The sequence below is a fragment of the Pseudomonas sp. WS 5412 genome (assembly GCF_012985615.1).
Taxonomy (GTDB): Bacteria; Pseudomonadota; Gammaproteobacteria; order Pseudomonadales; family Pseudomonadaceae; genus Aquipseudomonas; species Aquipseudomonas shahriarae.
Map to the genome: position 1 here is coordinate 1 of NZ_JAARMB010000036.1, position 26761 is coordinate 26761.

At 51.8% G+C, this 26761-nt stretch carries 25 protein-coding genes and 4 pseudogenes; 18 read left to right on the plus strand and 11 right to left on the minus strand.

Annotated elements, in window-relative coordinates:
* Positions 1 to 129: 129 nt before the first annotated feature.
* From HBR94_RS27355 to HBR94_RS27370, 5 genes and pseudogenes are all read left to right on the plus strand, one after another.
* A pseudogene (locus tag HBR94_RS27355) lies at positions 130 to 1200 on the plus strand (Mu transposase C-terminal domain-containing protein); the annotation flags it as partial.
* A complete protein-coding gene (locus tag HBR94_RS27360) occupies positions 1197 to 2666 on the plus strand; it encodes an ATP-binding protein (RefSeq protein WP_170045856.1) in 1470 nt (489 codons plus the stop codon). The pseudogene HBR94_RS27355 and the gene HBR94_RS27360, both read left to right, overlap by 4 nt.
* 15 nt (positions 2667 to 2681) lie before the next feature.
* Positions 2682 to 3155, plus strand: a pseudogene (locus HBR94_RS28865) (TniQ family protein); the annotation flags it as partial.
* A gap of 54 nt (positions 3156 to 3209) precedes the next feature.
* Positions 3210 to 4361: a TnsD family Tn7-like transposition protein gene (locus tag HBR94_RS27365; protein WP_227496890.1), complete on the plus strand. Its 1152-nt coding sequence runs from the start codon at positions 3210 to 3212 to the stop codon at positions 4359 to 4361.
* Between the two features lie 318 nt (positions 4362 to 4679).
* Complete coding sequence (locus tag HBR94_RS27370; RefSeq protein WP_074321233.1) at positions 4680 to 6353, plus strand: TniQ family protein; 1674 nt, start codon at positions 4680 to 4682, stop codon at positions 6351 to 6353.
* Positions 6354 to 6739: 386 nt separating this feature from the next.
* Here HBR94_RS27370 and HBR94_RS27375 read toward each other — a convergent pair whose 3' ends face one another.
* Complete coding sequence (locus HBR94_RS27375; RefSeq protein ID WP_019334872.1) at positions 6740 to 7297, minus strand: arsinothricin resistance N-acetyltransferase ArsN1 family A; 558 nt, start codon at positions 7295 to 7297, stop codon at positions 6740 to 6742.
* A 53-nt stretch (positions 7298 to 7350) separates the two neighbouring features.
* A complete protein-coding gene (locus tag HBR94_RS27380) occupies positions 7351 to 7848 on the minus strand; it encodes a MarR family transcriptional regulator (protein ID WP_025992770.1) in 498 nt (165 codons plus the stop codon).
* A 380-nt stretch (positions 7849 to 8228) separates the two neighbouring features.
* On the opposite strand from HBR94_RS27380, the gene HBR94_RS27385 reads away from it, so the two are divergent.
* The 13 genes from HBR94_RS27385 to HBR94_RS27445 all read left to right on the plus strand — a co-directional run bounded on the left by HBR94_RS27385 (position 8229) and on the right by HBR94_RS27445 (position 18611).
* Positions 8229 to 8651, plus strand: coding sequence for an arsenate reductase ArsC (locus HBR94_RS27385; RefSeq protein WP_019334875.1), 423 nt, complete (start codon positions 8229 to 8231; stop codon positions 8649 to 8651).
* Positions 8648 to 9004 (plus strand): metalloregulator ArsR/SmtB family transcription factor, encoded by a 357-nt coding sequence (locus HBR94_RS27390; protein WP_019334876.1) that lies wholly within the window; start codon positions 8648 to 8650, stop codon positions 9002 to 9004. The genes HBR94_RS27385 and HBR94_RS27390 overlap by 4 nt, the downstream gene beginning before the upstream one ends.
* A 25-nt stretch (positions 9005 to 9029) precedes the next feature.
* A complete protein-coding gene (locus HBR94_RS27395) occupies positions 9030 to 10313 on the plus strand; it encodes an arsenic transporter (RefSeq protein WP_038444690.1) in 1284 nt (427 codons plus the stop codon).
* A 16-nt stretch (positions 10314 to 10329) separates the two neighbouring features.
* Positions 10330 to 10800, plus strand: coding sequence for an arsenate reductase ArsC (locus HBR94_RS27400; RefSeq protein ID WP_038444687.1), 471 nt, complete (start codon positions 10330 to 10332; stop codon positions 10798 to 10800).
* Positions 10801 to 10846: 46 nt separating this feature from the next.
* Positions 10847 to 11560 carry an arsenical resistance protein ArsH gene (arsH, locus tag HBR94_RS27405; protein ID WP_058825476.1) on the plus strand — a complete coding sequence of 238 codons (714 nt, stop codon included), beginning with the start codon at positions 10847 to 10849 and terminating at the stop codon, positions 11558 to 11560.
* A 25-nt stretch (positions 11561 to 11585) separates the two neighbouring features.
* The gene (gene arsC, locus HBR94_RS27410) at positions 11586 to 12014 is read left to right on the plus strand and encodes an arsenate reductase (glutaredoxin) (RefSeq protein ID WP_019334880.1); all 429 of its coding nucleotides are present in this window, start codon (positions 11586 to 11588) and stop codon (positions 12012 to 12014) included.
* A gap of 303 nt (positions 12015 to 12317) precedes the next feature.
* Complete coding sequence (locus tag HBR94_RS27415; protein WP_038444681.1) at positions 12318 to 13451, plus strand: nucleoid-associated protein; 1134 nt, start codon at positions 12318 to 12320, stop codon at positions 13449 to 13451.
* Between the two features lie 2 nt (positions 13452 to 13453).
* Positions 13454 to 14716: a hypothetical protein gene (locus HBR94_RS27420; protein ID WP_058825475.1), complete on the plus strand. Its 1263-nt coding sequence runs from the start codon at positions 13454 to 13456 to the stop codon at positions 14714 to 14716.
* A gap of 318 nt (positions 14717 to 15034) precedes the next feature.
* Positions 15035 to 15367: a DUF2790 domain-containing protein gene (locus tag HBR94_RS27425; protein WP_019334883.1), complete on the plus strand. Its 333-nt coding sequence runs from the start codon at positions 15035 to 15037 to the stop codon at positions 15365 to 15367.
* Positions 15368 to 15585: 218 nt separating this feature from the next.
* Positions 15586 to 16911, plus strand: a complete 1326-nt coding sequence (locus HBR94_RS27430; protein ID WP_058825474.1) for an OprD family porin — start codon at positions 15586 to 15588, stop codon at positions 16909 to 16911.
* A gap of 224 nt (positions 16912 to 17135) precedes the next feature.
* The gene (locus HBR94_RS27435) at positions 17136 to 17411 is read left to right on the plus strand and encodes a metal/formaldehyde-sensitive transcriptional repressor (protein ID WP_058825473.1); all 276 of its coding nucleotides are present in this window, start codon (positions 17136 to 17138) and stop codon (positions 17409 to 17411) included.
* Between the two features lie 11 nt (positions 17412 to 17422).
* Complete coding sequence (gene dmeF / locus HBR94_RS27440; RefSeq protein ID WP_058825472.1) at positions 17423 to 18385, plus strand: CDF family Co(II)/Ni(II) efflux transporter DmeF; 963 nt, start codon at positions 17423 to 17425, stop codon at positions 18383 to 18385.
* Between the two features lie 43 nt (positions 18386 to 18428).
* The gene (locus HBR94_RS27445) at positions 18429 to 18611 is read left to right on the plus strand and encodes a DUF1289 domain-containing protein (protein WP_017341650.1); all 183 of its coding nucleotides are present in this window, start codon (positions 18429 to 18431) and stop codon (positions 18609 to 18611) included.
* Positions 18612 to 18930: 319 nt separating this feature from the next.
* Here HBR94_RS27445 and HBR94_RS27450 read toward each other — a convergent pair whose 3' ends face one another.
* The 9 genes and pseudogenes from HBR94_RS27450 to HBR94_RS27485 all read right to left on the minus strand — a co-directional run bounded on the left by HBR94_RS27450 (position 18931) and on the right by HBR94_RS27485 (position 26473).
* Positions 18931 to 19398: a DUF411 domain-containing protein gene (locus HBR94_RS27450; protein WP_017341649.1), complete on the minus strand. Its 468-nt coding sequence runs from the start codon at positions 19396 to 19398 to the stop codon at positions 18931 to 18933.
* 162 nt (positions 19399 to 19560) lie between these two features.
* Positions 19561 to 20625 (minus strand): copper resistance protein B, encoded by a 1065-nt coding sequence (locus tag HBR94_RS27455; RefSeq protein ID WP_038444668.1) that lies wholly within the window; start codon positions 20623 to 20625, stop codon positions 19561 to 19563.
* The gene (locus tag HBR94_RS27460; RefSeq protein WP_139302248.1) at positions 20597 to 20842 is read right to left on the minus strand and encodes a hypothetical protein; all 246 of its coding nucleotides are present in this window, start codon (positions 20840 to 20842) and stop codon (positions 20597 to 20599) included. The genes HBR94_RS27455 and HBR94_RS27460 overlap by 29 nt, the downstream gene beginning before the upstream one ends.
* A 12-nt stretch (positions 20843 to 20854) precedes the next feature.
* Positions 20855 to 22840 carry a copper resistance system multicopper oxidase gene (locus HBR94_RS27465; protein ID WP_074321235.1) on the minus strand — a complete coding sequence of 662 codons (1986 nt, stop codon included), beginning with the start codon at positions 22838 to 22840 and terminating at the stop codon, positions 20855 to 20857.
* 178 nt (positions 22841 to 23018) lie between these two features.
* Positions 23019 to 23240: a co-regulatory protein PtrA N-terminal domain-containing protein gene (locus HBR94_RS28870; protein ID WP_262383435.1), complete on the minus strand. Its 222-nt coding sequence runs from the start codon at positions 23238 to 23240 to the stop codon at positions 23019 to 23021.
* Positions 23241 to 23249: 9 nt separating this feature from the next.
* A pseudogene (locus tag HBR94_RS27470) lies at positions 23250 to 23564 on the minus strand (Tn3 family transposase); the annotation flags it as partial.
* 33 nt (positions 23565 to 23597) lie between these two features.
* Positions 23598 to 23866 (minus strand): annotated as a pseudogene (locus HBR94_RS27475) (Tn3 family transposase); the annotation flags it as partial.
* A 14-nt stretch (positions 23867 to 23880) separates the two neighbouring features.
* Positions 23881 to 25185: a PAS domain-containing methyl-accepting chemotaxis protein gene (locus HBR94_RS28920; RefSeq protein WP_023101947.1), complete on the minus strand. Its 1305-nt coding sequence runs from the start codon at positions 25183 to 25185 to the stop codon at positions 23881 to 23883.
* Between the two features lie 277 nt (positions 25186 to 25462).
* On the minus strand, positions 25463 to 26473 hold the full coding sequence (locus HBR94_RS27485) for a tyrosine-type recombinase/integrase (protein WP_170045857.1): 1011 nt from the start codon (positions 26471 to 26473) through the stop codon (positions 25463 to 25465).
* Positions 26474 to 26761 lie beyond the last annotated feature (288 nt).

Genomic DNA, 26761 nt, shown 5'->3' on the forward strand with positions numbered 1-26761 from the left:
GAGCACGAGGTCGGCAGCCTCGCGTTTGAATTCTGCGGAAAAGGTACGGCGTTGTTTGGTCATCTGACACCTCGATCTGGCGAGTATTCTCGCCTAAATGGGTGTCCGGTTTCATTAGACCACTACACAATCGATTCAGAGGAATGGGCCTGTCATCACCTCCCACATCACATCTACGCTGATCGAGGCGAGATGTTGGGGAAAGCAGCTGAGGGTCTTGCCACTGGCCTGAATATCGAGCTGGGAATCGCTCCGCCTTACCGCCCTGACTGGAAGTCGATGGTTGAGAGCCGGTTCGGTATCCTGAACAACCTGACAGGCATCAGGTGGCTTCCTGGTGGTGTAGCTGCTAGGGAGAAGGAACGTGGCGAGCGAGATTACCGACTCGATGCAACGCTGAGCATTAAAGAGTTCACCAAGATTATCATCCAGTGTGTCCTTCACTATAACCGCTTCAACAGGCAGCCCGACAGGCTCACTCAAGAGATGATGAACGACGGTGTCGATCCGACGCCGTCAGGTATCTGGACTTGGGCATTAGAAAATGGTCATGTCGAACCAAACAATCATCCCGACGAGATGGTCTATCTCCATTTGCTTCCGCGTGAGCAAGCGACGGTGCAAAAGGGTGGTGTGCTATTCCGAGGGATGCACTATGTCTGTGATGTAGCGATCGAGAACAACTGGTTTGCGAAGGCCCGTAGCCGCGGGGTTTGGTCGATAGAGTGTTGGTATGACCCAAATTCCTCAGCACATATTTGGATTCGGGGAGACAACAAACAGTTCATCCGTTGCGATTTGCGTAAGTCTGATAGCAAGTATGCTGGTTATCGATCCGATGAGATTTTCGATCTGCTCGAAGCTTACCGCCAGACTCCACCGACTCATAAACGTGCTGAGCTGGAGAGTCGGATTTCGTTGCTGGAGGAAGTTAATAAAGTCGTCAGCGGTGCGATCGCTGAGCGAAATGATGAGCCAGCGCCTGCGACCAAAGCTGAGATGATTGGAAATATTCGTGAGAATCGCGCCGTTGAGCGCCTCAAGGAGCGTGAGACCGCCCATGTGCCAGAGGGTGTGAGGATTGAATCGCCTGTGCTCAAGACAGAGATCTCCCAAGATCGCTCAGAAAACTTTGCCGGCCCTCGCAGCGCTCAGGTTATCGATATGCTCAAACGCCTCCGCCCAGGACAAAACTCATGAAAGGCGCCCAAGTTTTCGCAAGCTACACGAAGCAGGCGATAGCGGACTACGCGGGAAATCCACTCATCGAAGCGCTGCCACCGATCTTCTCAGAAGAGGTGGCAATGCAACTAATCTCGAACTTCCCCCGTCCTGTTGATCCAGAAGAGCTGACCCTCGACCGATCGACTCGGGTTCACTGCATCGACCGCTTGAGAACGGTGGTCCAGCCTTTGTTGGTCCACATGGATCTGGAGTCCGTATTTTCATTGCTGGTACGACGTGGGTACGTCGGACGCAACCCGACCTCTCCAGACACTGTCAGACATCTTCACTCACTTTCGGGCGCACAGCGCTACCACGATGGATTCAAGTCCACTGCCGAAACGTTCAGTCTGGTTGGCCTTAGTGGCATTGGAAAGTCCACCGCACTCGAAGCCATTTTGAGTCTCTACCCTCAAACGATTCGCCACGAGCGTTATGAAGGAAAGCAGTTCGTTCATACCCAGATCACCTGGCTCAAGCTTGACTGCCCCCGAGATGGTTCGCTGGCAGGCTTCTGTCAGCAATTTTTCTATGCGGTCGGGCGAGCTTTAGGTGATGAGGATTACTACAAGCGGTATAGGGCTCGGAACATCAATGACTCGTTGCAACAAATGGAACAGGTTGCGAGTACATTTTTCATTGGAGCTTTGCTGATCGACGAACTTCAGAACCTGCACCTTGCAAAAACTGGGGGCAAGGACAACATGCTCAATTTCTTCCTCCATCTAGTGAACAACATCGGCATTCCCGTGGTGTTCATCGGGACAAATTCGATGATCAGCCTATTTTCGGACGTCATGCGCAACGCAAGGCGTTGCTGCGGCGTCGGGGTACTCGAATTTAAACGTTTTGAGAAGGACGATGACGAGTGGCGCATGCTTGTTGAAAACCTCTGGAGCTATCAGTGGTACCAGCAGCCGGTCGAACTGACAGAGAATGTGTTTGATGCGCTGTATGAGCATACACAAGGGGTCACCGACTTTTTGGTGAAGCTTTTGGTGCTCAGTCAAAGGTACGCGATCCAGAGTGGTTCGGAATGCGTTACCGCCGAGACAATTGCGTTGGTGAGCAACACCAAGATGCAGATATTGAAGCCAGCTTTGTCCGCTCTGCGAAGCCGAGATCCGAAACGGATGCGGCAGTTCGATGATTTGCTTCCGATTGAGGACCAACTAAGCGACATGATGGCGTTCGATGGTGTGGCTCGGCCGGAGCGACTGGCATTGCTGCGCAGTGTCATCAGTCGCAGCGACAATAATGCTACCAAACCTAATGTGGCGGCCGTTAACCAAGTCAAATCGCAGTCACCTGCGGCGGTGGCGGTTGAGACCTCAGAGGCACAGGCGCTAAGTGAAAGTGAAGACTCCATTGAGGCGTTGAAGAGCGCCGGTTGGATAAGCAGTGATCTCTTTGAGTTTTCTCCGTTGTATCGGAAGGGGTGAATTAAGGGTGACGAAATGGGGCTCAAATTCCATTTCTTTCCGGCCGTTTTCCACGATGAGACGCTTCACAGCGTTCTCTCAAGATACGCCCGGCTCTGTGGCGTACGTAGTTGCGCAGCAGTTTTCGATGGAGCGCAGTCCGCGAAATGCTTTTCGCAGAACGTTGCTTTTCCATGTCGACTAGCTGAGCTTGTCGAGGCGCTGCCGTGTGATACAGGCTTATCGCTAGCCGCTGTTATAAAGCGCCATACGCAACTGCCCTACTACGAACCTTTTTTGACCCCGCAACAGGTGGGCGACGCCAATATCTTGATGGCGGGAAACGGCAAGGGGTTGATGCTAAGGTTGGGGTTAATCGCGAGCCGACTCCAGTTTGCTTCGAGAGTGCGATTTTGCTTCGACTGTGTCGAACAGGACATGGCCTGTGTGGGAGCAGCGTACTGGCACCGTGTGCATCAGCTTCCAGGCGTTTTGATCTGTCCCCACCATGGAACTCCGTTGAGGCTCCTTGATTACCGCTGGTTGAGCAGAAACTCTCGAAGAATGCATTTACCGGACGATGAGGACGTTCAGTCTCACTCCATTTCGCTAGAGATCCCTCAAAATCTACAAAGTGCTCTGCACGAAATAGCGCAGCGTTCGATGCAGGTGCTTGAGACCGATGTTCCGCCATTATGTCCTGATGCGATTCGCTCGGTGTTTCTGGATAGCGCTATTGCCTTGAAAATGGCTTCCGATACTGGTCGGCTGCACTTAGGCATTTTGGCGCGACACATGTCTGCATTCTTTGAGGGGCTCCCCTCCTCAGGGGAGTACTCGATACTGAGCAAGTCGTCTGCGGATATACCGGCGGCCTGGATTGTGAAGCTTTTACGTAAGCCGAGGGGCACCCATCATCCACTGAAATTCATCCTGCTGGCCTGTGCGCTCAAGGTCGACATGGAAAGGATACTGCGGCCAAACGGTCCTATTACCGAGTCGCTTAGTCGAACTGCCAATACCGAAACTCCCTGTGGACGAGCTGCCAACAGATCTCCAACCAATCGCTCAAGCACCAATGAGTATATGAGTGAGGCATCTGAAACGATCTGGACGCTGGCGCTCTCGGGGGCTAACGCTAAAACCATAGCGTCAGAAACAAGGAGCTCGGTTACATGCGTCTATCGAATGATACGCGCGATTTCGAATGGACCTGACCTATGGAAAGAGGCGAGGCTTTCGAAACTTCTGGTTGATAGGAGGAACCGATTTGACGGGGAATACAGAGCTCGCCTAGCTCATGAGTGTCGAGATTATGTGTGGCTTCATCGAAACGATCGGCAATGGCTGTCCGAGCTGACACAAGAGCCAGGTAAAGCCCACAGACCGCGCGGACAGCAGGCAGAAAGATTCAAAGACCTCGACCTTGCCAACGAAGTGGTTCAATGCGCTGAAATGTTACGAGCGCTTCCAGGTAAACCTGTCCGCATCTCACGGACAAAAATAGGCAGAGAGCTTCATGTGTTATCTAGGTTTGAAAAGCAGCTCAACAAGCTGCCGCACTGTGCGGCTGCACTGGCAGCCGAATGCGAAACCCTTGATGCATTTCATCGGCGGCGCCTGAGCTGGGCCGAGCGGAAGCTAAAACTTGACGGCAAGCCAATCACTCAATCAGCGCTGTATCGAACAGCGTGTCTCAGAAAACTCCAAATATGAGTGAATGCACCCTGATCCGCGTATGAATATTGCTCTGTAACGCCGTCGGCACAAGCCTCTATATATATGAGCTGTGCGTGGATTCGATGTGTGAATTTTGACGAGGCGTGCAGTGAAAGTATTTATATGTGTGGTGTATTGTATTTTGACTCTGGCGTAAAAACTGCTGTTTTCTAATAAAATAATTGCTGGCTGTTCGCTACTGTATGGCGTTCATTTTTAAAAATCCTTACCCGGGTACACGGTGATATGTGATAAAAGAACACCATCCACAGGACTCGCGTCCTACCAGAACCCACGTTAGAAAGTCGGCTACTCATGTCCAGTATTCTGTTTTTCCCAATGTCTATGCCAGACGAGACACTATTATCTCGTATTACGAGATACCATTTTTTGTCCGGAAACAAAACCGAGGCAGAAACCTTTCGTGATCTTTTTGGCGTTGCGCCATTTCAGCTATCTATCATACCGAAGCAATTAGAAAACCTTGCTTCTCGATTGCCGGGAGTTAAAGAAAGCAACTTGGCTGAGTTGCTTGAGATTAACACTACGTTCCCAGCCTACAAACCTTTTATAGGATTATCAAAAGAACCCTCTAAGGAGTTTGACAAGGTTTTATCTGATGTCGCTCGAGTGCCTAGGAGAGAAGGTACGAGGAATAGCAGAGCTAAAATTTGCTTGGCCTGTGTGCAGGCCGACCTCATAGAGTGTGGCTACGCATATTGGCACCGAGCTCATCATGTACCGGGCGTTACAGCGTGCTGGCGACATGGTGAAGAACTTCTTCAATCTTGCCCTAATTGCTCTCATCCTTTTTATCGTAAAAACCGATTGTTACCGGGGTTGACCGATGATTGTGCTTGCGGGTGGAACGCTGTTAAACCTGCGAACCGCTCACTCGCCTCAAATGAAGAGCGCGAGTTTGCAGTTTTTGTAAATGATATTCTGCAACGCAATCTGCCATCGATAGATTATACGGTTTTGGCTGCTTGTTATCGGCGTCAAGCAAAGAAGCAAGGGTTTGTTCATGGGAACCTAATTGGCACAGCTAAATTATTTAGCAGTATTCGTGATAAGTTCAGCGATAAAATTATTTCAAAAATTGATTTGGCATACGCAGCTGGAATTCGAAGTCAATGGATTAGGCTATCGACAACAAGAGGTCAAATTGATATGCCGTTGGCAAGGCATCTTTTAATATCTCTCCATCTTTTTGGATGTGCAGAAAAGTTTGAGAAATGCTTGGCAGAAGAGTCTCTACTTGCTAGCTCGGCAAACCCGACGGTCCGTCTTAAAGAGAAAACTTTGCCAGAACATAAGAAAAAGGCTTATCGAGAAAAAATCTCAATGCTACTTGAAGTGAAGCCAGGCATTGGTATGGACTATCTTTGGGTAAGTGCTTATCAAGTAACCCGTTGGCTCAACGAAAACGATAAGGACTGGTTGTTGAGTAAAATTACAGGGAACGTAATGCAGAAGAGTAGTGCCGAGCCGGCGGTGAACGATGAGGACGAAAAATACGCAACTATTCTTATAGAGGGCGTTGAGAACTTGTACCGCATCACCCAAAAACAGGTGCGAGTAAATATCAGTAACATGCTTGCACTTTTGCCGCGAAAAGTAAGTAGGCAGCGTGCGACTCGTAAGTCTTTCCCGTTGTTGTCAGCTCAACTTGAACTTCAATTTGAGTCTCTTTGGCATTTTAGGTTGCGGAGATTTATATGGACGATGTCGGAGATCGCGAGGCTTAAGTTACCGCCAAACAACTCCAGCTTGAGATTATTGACAACAGTACCTCATGTGGCCTGCCAGGCTCTCATAAATCACTTCGAGTGGAATTTAGACAGCATGGTTAAGGACGGCATTAAGGTTGAGGTTATGCTTAGAAATACCGGCGTCTCGCGGCAATGGGAAGGGCCACCAGGTTATGATATTCCCATGGGTGGCAATGCATACATGGAGATGATCGCGTCCAATTCAAAGCCCCAGTAGATATTTTTATGGCGTGGCGCAGTTGCTCTGGATCCGGTGATTTCTGTGGCTTATTGCTGGGCGTTGGATGTCATTGTTAATACCGACGCCTATTGCGTATTGATCGGGCATTGGATGTGCACCGATAGCAGCGGTTTACGCATATACGGGATTTATGCCGCATACGTCGATTTCGCGTATTCAATGTCCGCAGACATCGGTATCTATCTCAACGTCGATTCAAGCATGAGCAGGGGAATTACGTCGCTAGCGCAATCCACTCCAGTGGGCTGCGTAATTACATAGGCTTGACCACCTATTTGCATTCGACTTGACCAGTTAGGCCGTGATTGATTGTTTCGCTGTACGTAGCCTGACTGACAAGATTTTAAGTGTGATAGAGAACCCTAACAGCCGCTTAATCCATTTGATTCAGTCTTGGTTGCAGCCATTGGTGTTAGCCACGGCATTTGATTCGTAGGAATGAGTCGCTCGACAATTGCGCAGTCGATCCAACGACCGTCAAGGCATGCATGTTTCTCGTAAACCCCGACTTGGCGGAATCCGCAAGCTTCGCACAGGGCGAGACTGGCGCGGTTAGATGTGAACACGCGAGAAAGGACTTTCCAAAATCCACGAGCTTCTGCCTCTTTAAGCAGCGCCTGAAGGAGATTCTTACCCAGCCCCTGGCCTCGCACCTCACGGCTCATGTAAATCGAAAAGTCAGCGATGCCGTCATAGCACGCGCGATTGCGGTAGTCACTAAGGCTCGCCCATCCGATGACCTTATCGTGCTCATCAAGCATCACCAGAACGGGATAACGATCATGAGCCTCAAGTCGCTCTAGCATGTCATCAGGGTTACGCGGAGTGGTTTCGAACGTGGAACTTCGTTCCGCAATCCCTTGGTTATAAATAGTGGCTATCGAGGTTGCATCAACTGGCTCAGCAGGACGGATACGCATGATCGGGTTCCATTATGTTGGTAGTAACAACATTTGAATCAAAAAATGGAGATTCAATAGGCTTGCGTTGGATCTGAGCCACGCTCATTTGTGAGGCCGCAGCGTTTTTCGGTAGCTCGTGTAATCTGCCTGAGCAAGGTTAATGCTCCTTGCCTGGCTTCGGCTGAAAGGTTCTCGATCATTGTTATCTCTTCGGCAATGAGATCGCCCCTGATTTTTTCGTAGAGTTCCCTGCCCGCGTCCGTGGCCTGGATCTTCACGGCACGGCGGTCTTCGTTATCCTCAGCGCGTGACACATACCCCTTGCGTTCGAGCGCATCGATTACGCGGCTTGCCGTGCTTTTGTCTAAAAACATCTTTTCAGCCAAGACCTGAAGCCGCATGGCTCCTTTCTTGACCAGCGTTTCGACCGCGTAGCACTGGGTGACTGAAACGTCGTAGCAGCAAATCCGATCTCTATCTCGAAACTGGTAGACACGGACGAGCTGATTCAACGCCTCGTACAGATCCTCGGCATCCTGGGACAACTGGTCTTTTTTCCGCTTCGGCATAATCGTCACAAATTCGTTGTTAGCCGCAACAATAATCTGGGGGATGCAGATCGTCAACAAGCCTCCGCTGGCTGATGACAGGAAATCTGTCGCACTAGCATGTTGTGCCCAGCAGCCAAAAAAGAATTCAGCAAGTGAGCTTTGTGGCCCAATCCTGGCACCTCTTAGTGTTGGAAAAATTCGGCCCAATGCTGCTGTTGAACTTGCTGTACTGGTTACAGCTGATTTGCGTTGTGATCAGCTCGTCTTCCGACGAAAAGTCGTCCGACGATCTGACGAGCGCTGCCCTTACACGCTGGTGACCGGCGACGCAAAAATATACGCTTTACCGAATATGCGATAAATCATATATTCGATTCAACGTATGTGTCGAGATTGCCATGTCTGCCCCAATCAAAGTGCTTTTCATCTGCGTTGCCAACTCTGCCCGCTCCCATTTAGCAGAAGCATTGCTTCGGCACACAGATCCGCGTTTTGCCGCTTACAGTGCGGGCTTGGAGCCAACCAGCGTCGACCCGCGTACTGTCGCTGCTCTGGCCAATGTCGACGTAGATGCATCCGGACTGCATAGCAAATCCATTGATGAGCTTCGCGACGAAAAATTCGATTACGTCATCACGCTGTGTGACAAGTCCGCACGGGAATGTGCATGGATGCCCGCCGCTGGCGAAGTCATCACTTGGGATTTCGCAGATCCGGTCACCAGCGATCATCCCGACGCGTTTCGCCACACACTTCATGACATCCATGAGCGCATTAAGCTCTTCGTCTTGGTCAAGACAAAACACTTGGAGGATCTATGACAGAGCCTATGAATCCCACGGCACTATTCAAGTGCTTGGCAGATGACACTCGAACCAAAATCACACTGCTCATCGTGAGCGAAGGAGAGCTGTGCGTATGCGAGCTTACCGCTGCGCTCGACCAGAGCCAGCCCAAGATTTCTCGCCACTTGGCGCTGCTTCGTTCAGCGGGACTGCTGATGGATCGTCGTCAAGGCCAGTGGGTTTACTACCGCCTGAATCCCGGCCTTCCTAGTTGGGTGAGTGCAATTCTGAAGGACGTCGTGGATGCGAATCAGGATTGGCTAGATTCCGAAGCCAAACGACTAAGCGACATGAATGCTCGTCCTATCAACCAGCTCGTATGTGGCTGATCTGCTTCCAAATCGAGTGATTGAAATGTTGATTGCCGTACTGATCTTTATTGCCACCATCGTCCTGGTGATCTGGCAGCCCAAAGGGCTGGGTGTTGGCTGGAGTGCAACCTTTGGCGCTGTACTCGCGCTCTTGACTGGAGTGGTCACTCTTGCGGATATCCCCGAGGTGTGGCACATCGTTTGGAATGCCACTGCAACGTTCATCGCGGTGATTATCATCAGTCTTCTGCTCGATGAAGCCGGCTTTTTCGAATGGGCAGCATTGCATGTCGCACGCTGGGGCGGAGGCAGCACTCGTAAGCTATTTGCTTTCATCATCCTACTGGGTGCTGCGGTATCAGCATTATTTGCTAATGATGGTGCGGCATTGATTCTCACGCCCATCGTGATCGCAATGCTATTTGCATTGCGCTTTTCGCCCGCTGCCACCCTCGCATTCGTCATGGCGGCCGGTTTTATCGCTGATACCGCGAGTTTGCCTCTGGTAGTTTCGAATCTGGTCAACATTGTCTCTGCGGATTACTTCAAGATTGGGTTCAGCGAATACGCATCCGTCATGGTGCCGGTGAATCTGGTCAGCGTTGCGGCTACGCTGGTGATGCTGATGTGGTTCTTCCGCAAGGAATTGCCCAAGACTTACGAACTTGCTCAGTTGCATCATCCTAAAGAGGCGATACGTGATCGTCCGACTTTCATAGCAGGCTGGTGGGTTCTAGCTCTGCTGCTGGTCGGTTTCTTTGTCGTCGAGCCTCTGGGCGTGCCGATCAGTGCCATTGCGGCTGCCTGCGCATTCATTCTTTACGTCATCGCGGCCCGTGGACACGCCATCGACACCGGCAAGGTGCTCAAGGGCGCGCCATGGCAGGTGGTGATCTTTTCCCTGGGCATGTATCTGGTCGTCTACGGCCTCAAGAACGCCGGTTTGACCAACCACATCGCCCAGATCCTGAATGTATTTGCCGGCTACGGTGTCTGGGGCGCGTCCTTGGGTACGGGGCTGCTCACAGCCTTTCTGTCTTCAATCATGAACAACATGCCCACTGTCCTGATCGGTGCCTTGTCCATTCATGCTGCCGAAGTCGATGGCGTCGTTCTTCAAGCAATGGTGTACGCCAACATCATTGGCTGCGACCTGGGGCCGAAAATCACTCCCATCGGTAGCCTGGCCACGCTCTTGTGGCTGCACGTGCTGGCCAAAAAGGACATCACGATCAGCTGGGGTTACTACTTCAAGACCGGGATCGTGCTGACCTTGCCCATCCTTATCGCCACCCTCTGCGCCCTGGCATTGCGCCTCAGCTTCTGAATCAAGGAATCTACTGATGAAAGTCTTGTTCATGTGTACCCACAACAGCTGCCGTAGCATCCTCTCCGAGGCACTTTTCAACCACCTGGCGTCAGAGGGCGTGGAGGCGGTCAGCTCAGGAAGCTTTCCCAGCGGTCGAGTGAACCAAAGGGCATTGCAAACGCTGGAGGCTGCGGGCATTTCCACGGCAGGCTTGAGCAGCAAAGCTTCGGATATTTTTGAAGGCTCTCCACCAGACATCGTGGTAACCGTATGTGACCGGGCAGCGGGTGAAGCGTGCCCCATCTTTTTCGGGCCAGCCTTGAAGGCCCATTGGGGTCTGGCCGATCCGTCGGAAGCCACTGGGTCGGAGATCGAGATCACAAAAGCGTTTGACGCCACTCTCGCCAAAATTCGCGAACGCGTGAGCGCGTTTCTTGCGCTGCCGTTGAAAACCATGAGCCCTGATCAGCTCAAAGCTGAACTGAACCGTATCGGTTCGCTTTGAAGAGCAATGGAAGTTGTGCCTACTTGGCGCATCCCTAGGAGTTTGTATGCAAGATACGCTGCCGAATGTCCAAGCCGAGCTGCTTGACATTCCAACCCTGGAGCAACTGGCGCCTCGCACGTCCTCACTCCATAAACCTCGAATCCTTCTTCTGTATGGGTCGACACGAGAGCGATCCTTCAGCCGGTTGGTGACCCAGGAGGCCGCTCGACTTCTGGAGCAGTTTGGCGCTGAAACAAAGATATTCGATCCGTCGGGCCTTCCGCTGCCGGATGATGCACCCGACACCCACCCCAAAGTCGCGGAGCTGCGCAAACTGATGCAATGGTCGGAAGGCCAGATGTGGTGCTCTCCTGAGCGACACGGCTCCATGAGTGCGGTTTTCAAGGCTCAGATTGACTGGGTTCCGCTGGCGATAGGTGCTGTACGACCTACGCAAGGAAAGACCCTTGCGGTGATGCAAGTCTGCGGCGGCTCGCAGTCCTTCAACGTAGTTAATCAGCTGCGGGTACTGGGGCGTTGGATGCGCATGTTCACCATCCCAAACCAATCCTCAGTAGCTAAGGCCTTCACCGAATTCGATGAGACGGGCCGGATGAAGCCGTCCTCGTACTACGACCGTCTGGTCGACGTGATGGAAGAACTGATGAAGTTCACGCTGTTGTTGCGTGATCGCCAAGATTACCTGGTTGATCGTTACTCCGAGCGTAAAGAGTCCGCTGGGGAGCTATCCGAACGCGTCAACCAGCGATCCATTTGAGCCTCTCAACAGCGAGACATCAGATATGAATCAGATCACGATTTATCACAACCCGGAATGTGGCACTTCCCGCAATACCTTGGCATTGATCCGCAACAGCGGTGAAGAGCCAACGGTAATTGAGTACCTGAAAACCCCACCTGATCGGCCAACGCTAATCAGGTTGATCAAGGATATGGGTATAGAGGTGCGGGCGCTCCTCCGTATCAAAGGCACGCCGTACGAAGAGCTTGGGTTGGGCGATCCGTCACTTGCCGATGACCAGCTCATTGACGCCATGATGGCTCATCCCATCCTGATCAATCGTCCCATCGTCGTGACCCCCTTGGGGGCACGCCTGTGTCGTCCGTCTGAGGCTGTCCTCGACCTGCTTCCACAAGAGCAGCGCGGCAGTTTCGTCAAAGAGGACGGACAGGTCGTTGTGAAAATTGATGATCTGGGCCGTAAAGTCTGATCCCACGTAAGCGATACGCAGCAAACGTAGGGGGGGATGGTGGTGAGTCATAATCCGAAATTTGATGTCGTGGTTATTGGCGGCGGCCAATCCGCGCTTCAACCCTCCGCTCCTCGTGCTGATGAATGGCATAGATTATGATACTGTATACATATACAGTTATTGGGTTCGTGCAGCCTTACTGATCGGTAGGTATTGGAGCCCTTCGGTGATATCTGATATCGAGATAAGCCCTGAAGTTTGCTGGGTAAGGTGCTATTTTCAGTGATTCCATATTGATACTATCGGAACGGAATTCGACCTATGATTACGCTGAAAACTGCCATTATTCACAGCTTCAAGAAGCTGGCCAAGACCAGTTTTATCTCCGAGGTGGTCAAGAAGGATGTGGCGCTCGATACTGAAAATCCCGCGTTGCATTTTCTGGTCAATGGTATCCACGGCCTCATCGGCAAAGAAGGCAACAGCGTGGTCTACGGCCAGTTTGCCGATGATGACCGTCAGGGACCGTTTCCAGAGCGCTTCACCGCGTTCGTAGAAGTACAAGATGATGAAGCGCGATTTATCGACTTGACCCACTTGGCAATGGACCAGTTGGTGGAGCAAGCCGGTAATCAAGTCTTATCGACCGGTGGACACATCCTTTGCGCTCAGTACACCGCAGGTGCAACCGACTTTTTCCTGGTCGCCAGCATGAAGGAACGCGGCGGTATACAGCTGGACGAGAACTATGTGCCCAAGGAAATTCAAGAGGTCGATCTCAACAAGGTTCAGCAGGCCGCCAGGATCAATTTAGCGAGCTTCGTGGCCATAAAGGCTATGGCTGCTGCGGCCGCTGCTGCGCCTGAGCAGAATGAAGATGACGCGGAGGATGAAGTGGATTCAACCTACCTGTGCTTCATCAGCCGGGGCCGTGATAGTCAGGCATCCGATTATTTCATCTCTGCACTGGGATGCGCGAAAGGAGTAGCTTCCGGACGCGCTACCAAAAATGCCATTGATAACGTTGCACGGTTTTTTCGCGACAACAAAACGTTAAAAGGCTTTGGTTACAAGGCCAAAGAGGCGGTGATCAAGTATCTGGAGGAGCAGTTGGCCGCAGGCAAATCTGCGCGCTTGGACGCTATCTGCCACGTCGCTGTCGCACACGTACCCGCTGACTTAGTGGATGAAATTGTTGGGCTGAAAGACTATTTGAATAGCGAGAAACATAAGGTGCCAGACGACTTTACGGTCAATGCGAAATCGCTGAAAGAGAAGACCCGTATCAAGGGGGACGCGGCTAACTGGTCGTTGCAATTCGAGCGTGGAGCGTTAGGTAAGGATCCGGCCGCAGACGTTTATTATGATGAGGGACGGAAAAAGTTGACACTGTCCAATCTGACTGCCGAACTGGTTGGTGTGATCGAGAAAGAACTGCTGGCCAGGGTCGGCTAAGAATGTTTTCTAATGTGGTAGCTCTCTACCGCGCCATTGGAGCGCCCACCATTGAGGACGGAGTCATCCGCTATGAGGGGATGCCAACGCCCGACATTATCGGTGCGTTGCGAATGTGCGATGGCCTGCCCGCAGCCTATGGCAAGTTCGAGCATTGCTCTGAAGAAGCAGACTCTCTCGATATTGAGTTTCGCTTGCCATCGAACGAGTCTGGCCGGTTCTACGCGAACTTAGGCGAGTTTGTCGCTCGCAATGGCTCATTGGGCAAGGGGCAATTCCCGAGCAACGTATACATTGTTGAGCTCTGTTGGGCAGATAGTGATGACATCGAGCCTCCGACGATTAAGGCGCTCAGGCGCGTCTGCCGGCTGATCGAGCTGCTTGCACTGCTAGCGATCGGTGTCGACAAAGACAGCAGCCAAGATGGTTTTAATCTGTTCTTTGCCTTGCCTCCCGATGGGGCTAAGCCTCCGAGAACTTTTCTGTTACCTACCCAGGTTGACATCAAGGTTCTTGACTATGAGCTCAATCACCTGAGCTTGTTGGAAGAAATACTCAATCGAAAAAACGAAAATAAGGCACACCTCTCCGAACGAAAATTAATGATTCGGATGGCGGTGGCTAGCGTCATCGAGAAGTTTGAGAGCGAGCCCAATCTGTTCTTGGTGATCGTGCGGGAGTGGCGGGAGGTCCTCGCCACATACCGCGCGAATCTGCAAACCTACGTCTATAGCTTCTCGTTTGAGCGGGCCCGGCGCGAGGTGGCCCAAGCTGAAATCGACTATGGCACCAAGCTTAGCGGGGTGCTGGGCGACATCGCCGGCAAGATGCTCGCCCTGCCGATATCGCTAGCGGGTTTGGTCGTGTTGGAGAAAACAACCTCAAAATTCGAAGGTTTTATCCTTGTCCTTGGGCTGGCAGTTGTTTCTGTGGTTCTACTTGCGATCCTCCACAATCAAATGCTGCAAACGGAGCGCCTGCTGCACAGCTTCAATGTCATTTTCGATGATTTCAAGGACAAGATAAAAACATATCCCCCGAAACTTCAGGGGCTGCTCAGGATCACCATCGATCAAGTCGACAAGCAAGGCCGAACCCTCACCAGGACCTTTCGGTTGCTGAAGGGGTTGTCCCTGCTTCCAATCGTCGGTGCTTTGCTGCTAGCCGCGATAAAATACTGGGACGATTTCTTATGGCTGTTAAAGCCTATCCTAGCGATGGTGTTTTCGGTACTCAACGTAGCCCCTAATATTCTCAGCCTATAAGGCTTTTGTAACACGTTCCTCGTCTCATCTTACTGCGCTCAAACCACTCATCCATATGGAGCAGTCCAAGCAGCTGTCCATAATATAGATGAGATGTATCTTTAATAAAAAAAGCTTGGGTATTTCGTGAGAAACTCGAGTTGATCTTTAATGCTTATCTGACATATTCAGCCTACTTCGCCAACAAGTTAAAATTCTAATAGTCGAGCTCACCAGTGCTGAGGGACACCTTACGCATATGTAATATTCGCGGCAGCTTTCTGAAAGGCATCACTGGTTATCCTCTAGTCAGAAGTAAGTGAACACTAGGAGAAAATCATGAAATCACTAAAAGCTTTTTTTGCCGTTTCCATCTTGACCTTGTCTTCTTTGGCCATGGCTGAAGGAGGTGGTGACCGTGTTTATGGTCGAATGATGCAAGAGAACCAGAAGGCGATGGAACAGTACGCCTTAGAAAATGGAAAGACGACACCTGAAGTTGTTCATTATGAATATGGAATGAACCTCGATGTCCAGAAGGTAATCAGTACCACTCAAGCCAATAAAACCTGTGGCGTAGCTCCTTCGCGCATGACCTATGAAGATTCGGCGGGCAAGCTCAACACCCTGGAATACAAGGTTATGGGTACTAACTGCCCTCACGGAAGCTAGTTAGCGTTGGCCCTAGCTGCGCCAGTTTGTTCGGTATGTTTTGAGCCTGCTTACTGTTCGCTGACATAGAAGTAATTTTCAGGTCACGCTGGAGTTATCTATTGTATGAAATTATGTCTGCCGGCACGTAGGAGAAATCCTCACGTGCTGGTGGCTTTTTATAATTATAAAAAATATTTCATAAAGAAACTCTGCCAAGCTAAAGCCTGGAGTGTTAAATGAACAATAAAAGCATTTATGGTCTTTCTCTCATTGCCCTTGGCATGAGCATGGGGCAAGTTGCAGTAGCTGTGGAGCAAAAACCTGAAGGGTTCATTGAGGGGAGCACCTTTAGTATTCTGAATCGGAATCTCTATCTCAATCGTGATTATCGAAAGGGCCAGTCAAGCCCCACGGGCAATGGTTACTCAGCCGAATGGGCTCATGGCATCATTGGCCGATTCGAATCGGGCTTTACTCAAGGTACGGTAGGCTTCGGCATTGATGCGTTTGCAATGGAAGGCCTCAAGCTCGATTCAGGTGATGGTCGCTCGGGAGCCCGTAGCTCAGTCGATGTCTTGCCGCACAATAGCAAAGGCCAACCTGAAGACTCCTACTCAAAAGTAGGCGGGGCCGCAAAAGTGCGCTTCCTGGATACAGTCGTCAAGGTAGGGGACGTATTTCCATCGACACCTGTCGTGGCCTATGGGGATTCCCGACTCCTCCCTGAGAGTTTTCGTGGCGCAACGTTCACCAATACCAGCATCAAAGACCTGACCCTTCAAGGGGGTCGGCTGCATGCGATGAGCCAACCCAATTCCAGTGGCATGCGTGACGGCTTTTCGACTTTCTACGCCGGTGCAGTAGATGCTCCGTGGATCGCTTATCTAGGGGGCGATTACACGGTCAATGAGCACGTAGGTGTGAGTCTTTACACCAGCCAATTCAAGGATGTGTGGAACCAGTATTACGCAGGCACCACATTGAACTATCCGCTCTCAGACAGCGTATCGCTAATCGGTGGCTTTAATTACTACCGAGCGGTTGATGAGGGTAAAAAACTTCTGGGAAGCTTCGATAACAACATCTGGAGCGGCAAGACCGGGGTCAAATTCGGAGCGCATACCGTGACCGTTGGGTATCAGCGCAATAATGGTAACGACGACTTTGACTACCTACGCCAATCAGACTCGATTTTCTTGGATAACTCCATTCAGTACAGCGATTTCAACTCACCGAAAGAGCAATCCTTGCAGCTGCGCTACGATCTAGATATGCAGGCTTTCGGCATCCCCGGTCTCAGCTTCATGACCCGCTACGCTAAGGGTTGGGATGCGGACTATTCCAACGCGAACAGCGTGTACATGCGTCGCGGAGCGGACGGTGCCCCATTGCAGGACCAAAAGCGTTGGGAGCGAGACATAGAGGCCAAATACGTCATCCAGTCAGGCTCTCTGAAGGACATGTCTTTGCGTGTTCGCCAAGCAACGACACGAGCTACCGATTTCGAATCTGATTTGGACGAGGTCCGACTGATTGTCGAATACCCATTGCAACTGCTTTAACGGACGCTAGCCATCGGCATCAGGTGTCCAATTGCCAAATACACCCCCGTCTCTTTGTTTCTCCTTTGGTTTGGAGACGGCTTAGGCGCCCTAGTGGCGCCTTTTTTTATGGATTGAAATAACTATATCCCGGCGGTATGCGACGCGGCGGCTAGCATCCCAGGGGTTGTATGGCTAATTGGAACGTGTGATCATACCCTCAATATAGGTAGGGGGGGTATGGTATGAGTCATATGAGATCAAGCAAAGACAATCTTCTTAAGCGCGTAAAGCGAATCGCTGGGCAAATCCAGGCGATTGAGCGAGCACTCGACTCTGATGATGACTGCTCGAAAACCTTGCTTTTGGTCGCTTCTACCCGTGGCGCTATCAATGGGCTGATGGATGAAATTATCGAAGACCACGCTCGTGAACACGTCGCGAATCCGACACTCAGCAACGACGAAAGAGCGAAAGGTGTCGACGAGCTGCTCGAAGCCATTCGCCGCTATTCCAAATAGGATTTGCCCAGATGAGTAATTCGTACGCCGAATATTCCCACGACCATATGTTCCTTGGGAAATCACATGAAGAAAACGCCAAGCGAACCTTGTGGGTGGTGGCCCTGACCGTCGTAATGATGGTCGCTGAAATCACCGCAGGTTATCTCACTGGCTCAATGGCGTTGCTTGCCGATGGTTTTCACATGGCAACGCATGCAGGTGCACTGGGCATAGCCGCAGCTGCTTACGCTTACGCGAAAAGACATGCCTCAAGTGCTCGCTACAGTTTTGGAACTGGCAAGGTGGGAGACTTGGGTGGCTTCGCTTCTGCTCTGATTTTGGGACTGGTTTCCTTGGGAATTGCTGGAGAGTCGCTGTTTCGTCTCTTTCAACCGACTCAAGTGCAATTCGGGACAGCGACTCTAATCGCAATTGTCGGACTAGCAGTGAATGTGGTGAGCGCGCTTTTGCTGTCTGGCGGTCATGATCATCACCATGGGCATGACCACGGCCACGATGAGTCTCACCATGCGCATGGTCACGACAATAATTTGCGCTCTGCATACGTTCACGTCATTGCAGATGCACTGACTTCGGTTCTGGCCATCGCAGCCCTTCTTGCTGGTCGGTACCTTGGTTGGGTATGGCTCGACCCTGCAATGGGGATTGTGGGTGCCGTTGTGATTGCACGCTGGGCTTGGTCGTTGATGCGGGTGACTTCGGGTGTATTGCTCGACCAGACAGATGATCATGTCGCTGAAGAGATTCGTGAACTGGTTGAGCGACCGGGAGATGCTTCGATCATTGATCTTCATGTCTGGCAGGTTGGGCCGCAAGCCCGCGCCGCGATTGTGAGTGTTCTGGGCAGCCCAGCAGTCAATGCAGAAAACATACGAGAACGGCTTGCGACGGTTCATGAGATCACTCATCTGACAGTTGAGTACCGCACGAAGTTGGGCGCTGACGCACCTGATCAGATCGTTCTGGCTTAGCAATGAACCCGCAGCACGCATAAGTTCGACGAGGAATTGAACAATGGCAAAGGACATCGAAAATCCCTGTATTTCTGTTTGCCAGCTGAACAGCGAACTGTGCGTTAGCTGCGGTCGCACCAAGGAAGACATCAGAAAATGGAAACGAATGAAGCGTCCAGAAAAAATGGCCGCTGTACAACGCGCGACCCTACGTCTGAAGAGCCTTCAAAAAAAGAACTCTTAAGCCACCGTCATTTACGTTTTCTACTGTTTCAGCCGAGACAGATGTCCTGATTCGGGAAGGTACGCTGAGGGTGCAACGCCATCTCCGAACTTAACACTATCGCGATCAACTGCGCAGTGCTTGTCAGCATGCGGAGGATGGGATCATCTCAAATTCTTATTGAGGACTGCGGTTCGGGGTTATCTGATTAGGCACAAGCATGCCTTTACGACGGCTGTTGATCGTCTTTAGCCATGGCTTGAGAATGAAATCGAAGGAGCATGTCCCGCTGCATGGTCATGAACGCTGACCATGCTGTGACGGGAGGGATGGGGTGGGATTAGTTTTGAGGGTACTCAGCAATGACCTGATCTGTGCCAGCTTTGGTCAGGCCGATTATCTGGTAGGCCTCATGCACTCCGTCGACTTCCATTCCTGGAGAACCAGGTGGCATGCCAGGAGCAGCGATCCCGAGAAGGTCGTCGCGTTTACTCATCGCAATTATTTGCTCAGCTGGCACGTGGCCTTCAACAAACTTCCCGTTGATCATCGCGGTGTGACAAGACGAGAGTCGTGGAGCGACACCCAGATCTTGTTTGAGAGCACTCATGTTGGTTTCTTCATGATCGATGACGGTGAAGCCATTGGCCTCAAGATGCTGAATCCATTTTTTGCAACATCCGCAGTTTGCATCACGATGCACATCGATGGTGAGGGCCTGCGCCGCTTGAGCCGTTGAGCCAATGAACAGCGCGGCGAATGTTGCGATACGCAGAGATCGACTTGAAAGTCGGAAGCTACCTGTCATGAATATTTCCTTTTCCCTTGGAGACGGCGAGATGTTCTACGAAGCAATAGAACTCCACTCAAGCGTTCATGCCGCTGCAAAGGTTGCATTGAAGGATCTACTCTAGAGTCGGGGAGCTAACTCCCCGATCATTAGAATTCGTAGGGCTAGTGCTCAAATCGCTTAGAACCACATCCGAATACCAGCTACAAATCGGGCCTCGTTTGTTTTTTCCCCTTCATCGCTGGCCAGGTCAGCCGTCTTACCGTATGAGCGATTCCAGCTAACTCCAATGTAGGGTGCGAATTGACGAGTAATTTCGTAGCGCAACCGCAGGCCTAGTTCGGTGTTGGCCAATCCAGATCCTATGCCGCGCTGAGGATCATTTTTCCCGTACAAGTTTACTTCGGCGGTCGGCTGCAAGATCAGGCGATTGGTCAACAGGATGTCGTAATCGCCTTCAAATCGAGCAGCGGTTTGACCGTTCTCACCAATATAAGCAGTCGCTTCAGCTTCAAAGTTATAGAGGGCCATGCCCTGAATACCGAGCGCTCCCCAGGTTTGAGGTGACCCAGGTTTGAAGTCTTGTCGAATGCCGGTGACGACATCCCACCATGGACCGATGGCGTGTCCCCACAGAGCCTGAAGTTCAGCGTTTTCGGTTACGCCATTTGTACGTTCACCTTCCGAACGCAACCAGAGGCGGTCGACGTCACCGCCGATCCACCCTTTTGCATCCCAAGCCAGCGCACTGCCGTTGTCAGCGTCTTGGTACTCAAATTTATCCAGGAGGATGAACGAGTTAATTTTTTTATCGTGCACACCATGGCCTGGTACGTCTGGAAAAGCGGCGGCCCGGTCAGCGTCGGTAAGTACGGGGATCGGGGTTCGGCTTGTGGTAGTCGCCCCTCCATCCATGCTTTCCATACCGTCCATTTGCCCGTTATCCATGCTCATCTTGCTGTGATCCATCGCCCCCATCTTGCTATGGTCCATGGCTCCCATTGAGCCGTGGTCCATCTTGGAGTGATCCATCGCGGCATCTTTCGCTTTGGCTGGTTTGGATTTTTGTGCAGTTGAAGGCTTTGCGTCCGCACTTGATGGCATCGCCATCGACGGATCCATCTCTTCAGCGGCTTGAGCCATAAAAAAGAATGCAGGACCGGTGGAGACTGCAAGTGCCATCAACGTTGGGCGTAAAAACTTACTGGTCATGATCTCAATCTGCCTTTTTGGTTTTTTGGTCATGATCCATCGACTCATGGCTCATCTTGCTATGGTCCATTGACCCGTGATCTAGCTTCGAATCGTTTGCCGCTGCTGGCTTGTCCGTTGCTGTAGCAGGAACAGTAGTTGAATGATCGCTGCCATTTTCCTTTGCCAGCACCGTGGGCGAGAGTCCACTCAGCAGGACAGCGGCAAAGAGGCAACCCACGAGGGAATTACGATTTAGGTATGTGCTCACAGATCGTCTCCTTTACTCATCAACCCGTACTTCACGGAACATGCCCATTTCCATATGGAAAAGCAGGTGGCAGTGATATGCCCAGCGGCCTAAGGCATCAGCGGTGACTCGATAGCTGCGTTTGGTACCAGGTGGCATATCAATCGTGTGCTTGCGCACCATGAACTTGCCGTTCTCATCCTCGAGGTCACTCCACATGCCGTGAAGGTGGATGGGGTGGGTCATCATGGTGTCGTTCACCAAGGTGATGCGCAGACGCTCGCCATACTTCAGGCGCAGCGGTTCGGCGTCAGAGAATTTGATGCCGTTGAACGACCACGAAAACTTCTCCATGTGACCGGTCAGGTGAAGCTCGATGGTGCGATTTGGCTCGCGGCCGTCAGGATCTTGGAAAGTGCTTTTCAAGTCGGAGTAAGTGAGCACTCGACGACCATTGTTCCGCAAGCCTATGCCAGGATCGTTCAGCTTTGGCGTTGGACTCATGGCTTGCATGTCAACCAAGGGATTGTTGGTTTCAGAGGCTGGATGAGTCTGCATTTCTCCACCCATACCGCCCATGCCAGCCATCCCTGACATATCGCCACTGCCCATTCCTGCCATCTTGCTGTGGTCCATGCCAGCCATGTTGGACATGTCGCCTTTGTCCATGCCAGCCATCTTGCTGTGGTCCATGCCAGCCATGTTGGACATGTCGCCTTTGTCCATGCCAGCCATCTTGCTGTGGTCCATGCCAGCCATGTTAGTCATGTCACCGCTGTCCATGCCGGTCATCCCGGTCATGTCACCTTGGTTCATCCCTGCCATCTTGCTGTGATCCATGCCGGCCATGTCGCCGCCGCTCATTCCACCCGAGCTGCCATGGTCCATACCAGCCATACCACCCATCCCCATGTCATCCATAGTTACTATAGGACGTGGGTCAATCGCAGGTATCGGTGCCTTTAGGCCGTCACGCACTGCAAGTGTTCCGCTGGCGTAACCTGTGCGATCCATAGACTGAGCGAAGATGGTGTAAGCCTCATCAGTAGCAGTCTCCACAATAACGTCATATGTTTCAGCTACCGCAATACGAAACTCGTCGACGCTCACCGGCTTGACATGTTGACCGTCTGCGGCAACCACGGTCATCTTCAACCCAGGAATGCGGACGTCGAAATAGCTCATGGCGGAGCCGTTGATAAAGCGCAGACGGAGTTTCTCACCCGGTTTGAAAATACCAGTCCAGTTACCGTTGGGTGCCTGGCCATTCATGAGATAGGTATAGGTATCCGCGCTGACATCGCCGAGGTCAGTAGGACTCATGTTCATCTCAGCCCACATCTTTCGATCTGCTACCGTCGAAGACCAACCTTTGCTGCTGACATCGTCTATGAAGTCTCCGACGGTGCGCTTGTGATGGTTGTAATAGCCCGATTGTTTCTTGAGCTTCGCCATAACGCGACTGGGATCTTCGTCGGTCCAGTCAGTCAACATCACCACGTAGTCGCGATCGTATTGAAACGGTTCAGGTTCTTTCGAATCGATGACGATTGGACCGTAAACGCCTGCCTGCTCCTGCAAACCCGAGTGGCTGTGATACCAGTAGGTTCCGTTCTGATGAAGCTTGAATTTGTATTCGTACATGCCATCGGGTGCGATGCCATGGAAGCTCAAGCCAGGCACACCGTCCATGTTGGCGGGTAAGATGATCCCGTGCCAATGGATTGATGTGTCTTGGTCTAGACGGTTTTTTACACGCAGAGTGACGGTCTCCCCCTCACGCCAACGCAGCAACGGTCCGGGCAATGATCCGTTGATGGTCATAGCTGTGCGAGGCGAGCCTGTGATGTTTACAGGGCTTTCACCAATAAACAGATCAAATTCGTTACCGGAGAGTACGCTCGGCATACCAGGACTTGTCACCGCCCATACAGGAGTGCGCCAAAGGCCAAGGCCGCCGAGAATGCCACCAGCGGCCAAGCCTTTCACGAATGTCCGCCTAGAGGTTTTGGAGTGCATGCCGTTATGTCCAATCAGTCAAAAGGGAAGCCGCGCGAAACAACAAATGAATTGTCTGGATGAGACTCACTCACCGTTACAAAAGACGAACTCAAACGGTAAGCGAGCTCAGAAATTGCCACATTTAAACCACCACAGTGATTACATTTCTGTCAGCTTGTGAGCGTAGCTCAAATATTTAGCAATTTTTGTGGTCCATCGCCCTGGCTTTGCTTTCCGCGACAGGAGGCTGGGCATTTTTCGTTTGGGCTACTTGGTACGATTCCATCGAGTTACTCCTGGCCGCTTCCATACGTTCGAAAGTGCGGTCACCTCCGCCTTCAGCCATAGCAAAAGAAGATACGGTCAGAGCAGCGATGACGAACAAGGTTTTGATAGGGGTTGTACGCCGGAATCCCAGAAATTTCCGTCAGCCCAGCTCCAGTCCCGCCACGAGCGCATCCAGGTCGATGAACTTGCCGTCAGTCTGGAAGGTGTAATGCCCGTTCAGCAGGATGTGCCGCCAGGCCGCTGGCGACATCTGCGTGATCAACGCCAGCGCCTTGGCATTGCCAGCTGCCTCGTACTTCGTCAGCAGCAGGGACAGGATCGCCGAGTTGTAGAAGATGATCGCGTTGCCGATCAGCCTGGCGCACTGGTTGCTGATCTCGATTTCGATGTCGGTGCGGCCGGTCAATTCCTTCTTCCCACCGACTTGGGCGATGGTCGAGCGTAGCTGGTGATAGGGGAGCCCGCAGAATTCGGAAAAAATCGTACGCTAAGGTTTTCCGGGCAATCGTAGCGGCCTGAACTTCCCGATCTCCAGCCTGCGGCTCTGCCGCCAGACGTAATCGCCAGTCAGGTTGATGTGCTCCCAGCCCAGCGGCAATAGGTATTGCAGCAGCTCGCCGCCCACCGACTTGCCAGCCTCGACCAGCCCCAAGTGATGCACTCCAGATACATCGTGTTCCATAGCACGATGGCCGTCACCAAGTTTGGGCTTCTGGCTCTGTAGCGCTGCGGCTCGAAGTTCCGATCCTGATTTTGCCTAAAACTGGACACTAGCTATTGTCTTTGAACAACGTCGATACGGTACGGGCAACATGGTCTGCACCGTCACTGATTTCACGCATAATAGTTGTTACAGTTGCGATCTGATCGTTGTTTTCTTCGGCGCTTCTAGCGATGCTGTTCATATCTATATTCAGTTGCTGAGTAAGCTTTCCGTTAGCAGTTACCACATTCTGGATTTCCACGGTGGCACTGCTAGTTCGAGCTGCCAACTGACGAACCTCGTCGGCTACTACAGCAAAGCCTCGGCCCATTTCACCCGCTCGGGCAGCTTCAATTGCGGCGTTAAGTGCTAGTAAGTTAGTTTGTTCTGCCACGCCTTGGATGATGGTAACAATTTTCTCGATATCTTTAGCCTGAGCATTTAGCTGTGTAATCGAAATAACCGCACCGTTTATTAAATTAAATGTACCCTGAGATAGTTCAATTGAACTAGCAAGGGACTCCATGCCCCGCACGGAAATTTGAGATGTCTCCTCGGCGGTGGTGAAGGAAAGCTCTGCGGCCTGACGGATTTCATCAGCCTTATGCTTCTGCGAGCTGACGTCGGTGGCAAATTTTAACACTTTCACAACCTGGCCGGCTTCATCAATGACGGGGTTGTAGGTGGCCTCAAGATAGATGGTCTCTCCCGATGCGGTCTTGCGCTCAAATTGCCCGCTTAAAAAAGTTCCTCCCTTTAAACTCTGCCAAAAATTTGGATTTTCTTGATAAAAATTATCGAAACAGAACATTCGGTGGTGTCGACCCTTGATATCGCTGAGGCGATAACCCATAGCACGGAGGAAATTCTCATTTGCATGCAGGATGTCACCGTTAGGTGTGAACTCGATCTCCGCCATCGAGCGGGAGATGGCTGCATGGACGGCTCTTAGTGAGAGTAACTCGTTTTCTCTCTGAGTGACATCTGAGCCAATCTTAATGATTTCAATAACTTTTCCATCTTGATTTTGAACTGGAATATAAGTAGCCTCAATCAATACTAAGTTACCGTCTTTGCGCAGCCGCCTAAATAAACCTGATTGAAGATGGCCGTCAGCCAATTTCTGCCAGAAGCGCGAATAATCAGCTGTGTTAGCATAATTCTTTTCGCAGAAAATTCTGTGGTGCTGCCCTGCTATTTCTTCGAGTTTGTAACCAAGCATCTCTAGAAAGATATTGCTCGCATAGATTACGCTCCCGTCTGGCCTGAATCTGATTTCCGCGACATTTCGACTTATTGAATCAAGCTGCCGCTGTAGTTCTGAGAGCTTATTTTCTGTGTCCAGCAGTTGTTTGTTTTTATTGAAAAACATAATCATTACCTTTGTGCAAATAAAATAATACTTGGGGCCCAATTTATACTGTATCGGTTAGCGCAACCGCTTCTTGAGAGCATAGCTCTTTATAGTTGGAAAATTAGCGATTTGCAGCCATGTGTCATATTGGGGGCGTGCCGAGATAAGCCAAAAATTAGGACATTCGTTCTGTAAGTAACTGTTTTTAAGGGAACTGCTCATGTGCTGCGGAAGGACGGTCGAGAATAGAGGGTGGCCACTTGGGATTCTAACCAGCCCTGCTTACAAACCTTGGCTACGGTTTGCGTCGTAATAACGAGCCAGCCGCATTCTCCTCGAAAGCTCCAGCTTCCTCGATATAGCCGTGTACGGTGCCATCGTGCCGCCAGCCACCCTGTCGTTTGATCTCAAGGAAATCCGCCCCAGCCCGATGCGCACTGGTAGCCAGTCCCCGACGCAGACTGTGGCTGCTCAGTTCGGGCACATACAACAGCCCTGCGGCTTCGGCACGTGCCGTCAGGATGGTATTCACGCTGCCCTCGTGCAGTGCCACCTCGCCGAGTACGCCCCAGCGGCTGATGCGCCGGAACAGTGGCCCCTGAACGATCTGAGCCGCGTCCAACCACCGGCGTAGCGCTGTCGCGGGGCAGCAGATGCTGTCGCCGTATGGGATCGCCTTGTCGAGTCCCTCGCCCTCCTGATCGGTCTTGGAACGGGGCAGCGTGATCCGTAGACCTTCCTGCTCCCACTCGAGGTATTGCATCTCCAGCGTGACCAATTCGCTGCGCCGGAACGCACCAAAATACCCGACCTGGAGCAGTGCACTGTCCCGCAGTGTCGCCAGTCCGTCGAGCGTGTTCAGGTGCACCACGATGCGTTCGAGATCCTCTAGGACCAGGGCCTTGGCTTTTTGTCGAGGCCGCCCGTTCACCCGCTCAATACCGCGCAAGGTTTTGCCCGCGGTGGCGCTGGCGGTAGGGTCAGGAAAACCCTGATAACGGTGCCATTGCGACAGCGCCGTGAGGCGCAGGGCCAGGGTGCGCGGGTTCAATACTTCCGCAAAAGACAATAGATAACGAATCAGCGCGGCTTCATCGCACGGCAGCACGCCGCCCCAGGCGAGAAAGTGGCGAATGGCCGAGCGGTAGGTGCGCCGGGTGTTGTCGGTTGTCGCGGCGGCGAGAAAACGCTGATGTTGCTCAGCCAATTGTTCGGGGGTGGTGAGCGTACCGGGGGTACGCGCAAGTACTGTCGGCTCTTCGTGCCGCCTGGTGGGGAGGTTTTCGTCATTATTGCCGGCTGTCATCACGAAGCGCCTGTTTAGGCCATGTGGGGGTTGGGGGAGCAACGGAACAGAAAGTGCACTTAAGCTCAGTCGCTGCCCCGCAAACCCTTGCAACGTCTGGATAGTTTCGAAAAACGACCGTTTTATGAAACCGTTTCCGCTATCGCGAGGAAAGGTCACCAACACCCGAAAATCAGTGCAATAAACCTTTCTCACGAATCAAAGTTCGTTAATTCGCAGTCGCTGACGAGTAAAACGAACTCTAATTCGGCTTACGTTGGTTTTCAGTTCCATTGCTCCCCAACCCCC